The 4372-nt window shown below is 58.0% G+C and carries 3 protein-coding genes and 1 pseudogene; 3 read left to right on the top strand and 1 reads right to left on the bottom strand.

The features are described from left to right. The 3 genes and pseudogenes from ACT8II_RS03035 to ACT8II_RS03025 all read left to right on the top strand — a co-directional run. Positions 1-1691: pseudogene (locus ACT8II_RS03035) on the top strand (LamG-like jellyroll fold domain-containing protein); the annotation flags it as partial. Between the two features lie 52 nt (positions 1692-1743). After that, entirely contained in the window at positions 1744-1926 is a 183-nt protein-coding gene (locus ACT8II_RS03030) for a hypothetical protein (RefSeq protein ID WP_294122014.1), read from the top strand. 120 nt (positions 1927-2046) lie between these two features. Next, the gene (locus ACT8II_RS03025; RefSeq protein WP_443812978.1) at positions 2047-3696 is read left to right on the top strand and encodes a hypothetical protein; all 1650 of its coding nucleotides are present in this window, start codon (positions 2047-2049) and stop codon (positions 3694-3696) included. A gap of 123 nt (positions 3697-3819) precedes the next feature. On the opposite strand, the gene ACT8II_RS03020 is transcribed toward ACT8II_RS03025, so the two are convergent. After that, positions 3820-4372: GntR family transcriptional regulator (locus tag ACT8II_RS03020; RefSeq protein ID WP_443812977.1), on the bottom strand; the 553-nt coding region annotated here is incomplete at its 5' end.

Genomic DNA, 4372 nt, shown 5'->3' with positions numbered 1-4372 from the left:
CGCTTATCCCGCGCACCGATGAGAGCGGCAAGGCTCGTGACGCGGTCGTGAAGGACTCCGTCAAGGTTTACGTGGACGATGAGCTTTGGAGCCCCGTCGACAACATCAAGTCCGCCAAGCCAGGCGACAAGGTTTACCAGCTCGACATGACCACCGGCTTCTTCACCTTCGGCGATGGCGAGCATGGCGCGATTCCCGGGAAGGGCAAGCAGATCAAGGTCGACTATCAGGTTGCCCGCGATGGCTTCATCGATATCTCCCAAGCCATGCGCAGCACCATGGATCAGATCAACAAAGATGCCGGAACCCAGGACGAGATCGAGATCTACACCTCGTGGGAGGCCGACAATTTCGTCGACAAGATGCACGAGAAGAACGCCGACGCCCTCTACGACGGCATGGCCGTGCATCCCTACACCAACAAGGTGGGAAATCCCGCAAACAACGACAACACTCCCACGGTTGAGAACAAGACGCAGTGGTACCTCGACGTCATGCGCTTGGGTGACGGTGTTGCCAACAACGTGCAGAAGCATGTCGACTACATGCGCCGTGTGACGGGCGACAACACCAAGGTGCCGGTCATTTCGGAGTACGGCATCTTCCGCTCGACCAATACCATGGTCCGTTCGCAGACGCATGCACTCTACATCGCCCGTGCCATCATGGAGTATGCCGAGCAGGGGAGCCCCTACATTCAAAAGCACTGCCTGGTGGACTACTATTCCAGCGGCGCCGACTCGCTTGGCCCCACCCAGCAAGCCGTTATCCAGGCCGTTGCCCAGGGCAACCTGGACAACCAGAAGGACGGAACCGGCGAGTTCAAGTTCTTCTCCACGCCGAGCGCGCACATCTTCCAGATGCTGAATGGCAGCTTTGGCTCCAAGATGGTGGGCACGTCGCTTTCGAACGAAGGAACGCTCTCCAACGGTGTATCCCAGCATTCCGTCATGGCCTCGACCGACGAGAACGGCACCGTGTACATCGCCATCGTCAACCTGGGCCTGAATGACGTCGAGACCGCCGGCGCCGATGCCACGCTGTCGCAGAAGGTCACGCTCGCCGTGAACGGCTTGGATCTCACAGGTAAGACGCTCGAGATCAAGACGCTTTCCGGTGATACCTTCTACCAGGAGAACGACCTCGACAATCCCGATAACGTGGCGATTGAGGAGCGCACCGAGGAGGCAACGGGTGCCACGCATGAGCTTGAGCTCGCCCCGCACTCCTTTACGATCGTGGCCATTGGTGATGGCTCCGAGGAGCCGCCGGTGGATCCCGATCCGGAGCCCGAGCCCGAACCGACGGTCTACACGATCAAGCTTATGCTTGATGGTGAGCTTCACAAGACCATTGACGTGGTGGATGGCGAGCTCTCCGAGGAACTTCCCGTGCTCACTCGCGAGGGTTGGGTCTTTGAGGGCTGGTTCTATGAGGACGGCACCGCGTTCGATTCCAGCAGGCCGATTGAGGGCGATCTGGTGCTGAGTGCCAAGTGGACCAAGGCATCGACGCCGGACGAACCGTCCGAGAAACCGACCGACCCCAAACCCACGCCAAAGCCCGAGCAGAAGCCCCAGGGAGGCCTGCCCCAAACGGGCGATGCCTCGACGCTGATGGTTGCAGGTGGCGTGGCTGTCGGTGTCGCAACGACAATAGCCGGCGCACGTGCTCGCAAGCGTCGCGTTTAGTCAAAAAGGATCCGTCCATTGAGGGCGGATCCTTTTTTGCATCGCGGTCCACGTGACCGGCAAGGTTCTTGGCACCGATTGGTACGAGTGCGAGCTCGACGGCAAGACGGTCTACATGAGCGACGACTGGCTTGACCCTGAGCTGCCGCAGGTCAAGAACCGCGCGCGGGTTTCTGTGTCGAAGGCGCAATGGTGCATGATCGTTTTACCGCCCATGCATGCGTGGCGACTATGAAAGACAAAACAGCCACTATTGTCTTGCATGGTCGACACATATCGGGCGCCCCTCGTCATGTTCAATCCTGTACGCAGGTATACAATAGCTCGAGGTGTTTATCGAGCGATTGGATGCGAAATGGTGCGCACGAAGAGCCCCGGCCTTGTTCCACCCCCCTCCATCATTTGGCCTGTACTGCTTGTATTGAGCGCCGCATTTCTGCTTACGGGAGCCTTTACTAACGAATTGTGGTTTGACGAGAGCTTCTCAGTTGCTATGGCGACCCACTCGTTTGCGGAGATTTGGGACATTGGTGCTTTGGACGTTCACCCTGTGCTGTACTACTGGATGCTCCATCTGGTGAACGTAATTTTTGGAACGAATTTAATCGTCTATCGCGTGGTCACGTTGCTTCCAACGTTCTTGTTCGCCGTGCTGGGCGCAACGGTCGTTCGACGGGATTACGGCGATATTGCCGGTCTGCTGTTTGCCGTGATGTCCGTTATGTTGCCGCACGCCTCGTCAATGTCCGTGCAGCTTCGCATGTATTCTTGGGCTGCTTTTTCGATCGGGGCGTGTTTCCTGTGCGCGCTGCATATCAAAAAGCTTTCCGATGCAGGCGCCCGACGCCCGACGCGCCTTTGGGTTCTTTTTGCCCTAGCGAGCCTCGCCTCGGCATATTTGCATTTTTTTGGTGCCATTGCCGCATTCATTATTAACTTGCTGCTCATGATTCATCTGCTGCGCGGCGTTGCGGCAAAGTCGGAAAATGCTCAATCCAACATGGGCGCATTTGTGGTATCGACCGTATGCCAGCTTGCCTTGTACGCCCCGTGGTTACTTAAACTGTTGGACCAGCTCTCCGTGGTATCAACGTCTTATTGGATTAAGCTCACGCCCGCCCGCCTTGCTCAAATGATGGTATATCCGCTCGTTTCGACCCAGATGCTCGATGAGGCTCGTGGTCTGAGCGGTGGCATGTTCCAAATGGTTGCGCTGGTGTTCCTTGCGCTTGCTGCTGCGCTTCTGCTTCTACTTGCCTCTCTGTTTATCAGGTTTTGCATGATTTCATTGAGGCCGATGGCACGCGGGTCCCATTGTCGCGTGCAGCGCTCGGATGATTGGGCCGTCGACGTTTGGTGGGGCGTTGCAGTGTATGCAGGTACGGTGGCGTTCGCCTTGGCTGCTTCGGTGCTTCTGGCATCCCCTATAGCTGTTGCTCGCTACTTTTACGTTGCGTTGCCGCCTTTGCTGCTGGCCATCTCTATCGTTGCGGCAAAGCTTTTGGGTGTGCGTGCAATCGCCTGCGGCTGTGCGGCGCTCATCGCTGTGGGGCTATATGGCCAGGCGGTTTTTGTGGTCGCCGGGTATTCCCAGCTCAACAATGAGCCGATTGACTATCTCGAGGCGGTGGCGCACACCTACGATAACGATGGTGAGCCCACCGTTATTTCAAGTAATATTATGTGTGCAGGAACGTATGCGGTGATGTGCGACGATGTGCCGCAGACGTTCATTGCCCCCGATACGGGTATCGGCCGCGCGTACCGCGTGTACGCGCCCGTTATGTCGTTTGCGGCACATGTCGAGGAGGTCCTGAGTGCCTCCGGGCGATTTATTGTGGTGCTTGATGAAGACAATGCGGAGGAAAACGACGTATACGAGGTCACGTCGCTTGCAGATGACCTCGTGGCGACCGGTGCATTTGAGGTGGTTGAGGGAAGGACGTTCTATCGTCCGTACGAGCGGAACAACTATACGGTTACCGTGCTTGAGCGCATGCAATGACACGTGGCTTTGGCCACGGTTGCAGCCATGCTCGCCCCCGTTTTCCGTAGGGAATGCGGAGGCGTTGCACGTGGGAAGGGGTGCGGTTGACTCGCGGACGGGTCGACGGGCCAACGCGGCAGCTTATCGCGTGCGAATGGTGGTGGAGTACTGGGAGAAAGTCTCGGGCCTTTGACGCGTCTCGGTGTATTCGACCATGATGCCCTCAAGGTCAAATGTGTGGCTGCGCATAACCGAGACGGCGTTGAACCCATCAAGATCGATGCAGCGCTCGTCCTGCTCGGTTACGCCTTCAACGGTGATGATGCGGCGGCTTGTGGCGATTTTGATTCTGCGCTCCCCCTCTAAAAAACGATAGATGCCGCCCTCTACGATCGGGGGCGTGAGCCCCTCAACCACCGACGAGAGGTAGTAGCTTTCGTCGGTCGAGAGAGCCTTGCCGTCGGCGATGCGGACGCGCAGCACGTGCGTGAGCTCGCTTCCTGCAGGAAAGCCCGTCAGACGGGCGAGGTCTTCGTCTGCCGTGAGGTCCTCAAGTACCAGGCATCGCGTGGTCGGCGTGAAATTGAGGCGCGCTGCCATCTCGTTGAAGGTTTCAAGCCCGTCGTAGCCGCGGCTTACGTCGAGCGTGGGGTCGCGGATAACGCGCACGCCCTTACCCTGCTGCGACTGCACA

It is taken from the genome of Collinsella sp., assembly GCF_052346665.1.
Taxonomy (GTDB): Bacteria; Actinomycetota; Coriobacteriia; order Coriobacteriales; family Coriobacteriaceae; genus Collinsella.
Note: the sequence above shows the minus strand (reverse complement) of the source record. Positions and strands in the feature narration are given on the sequence as shown.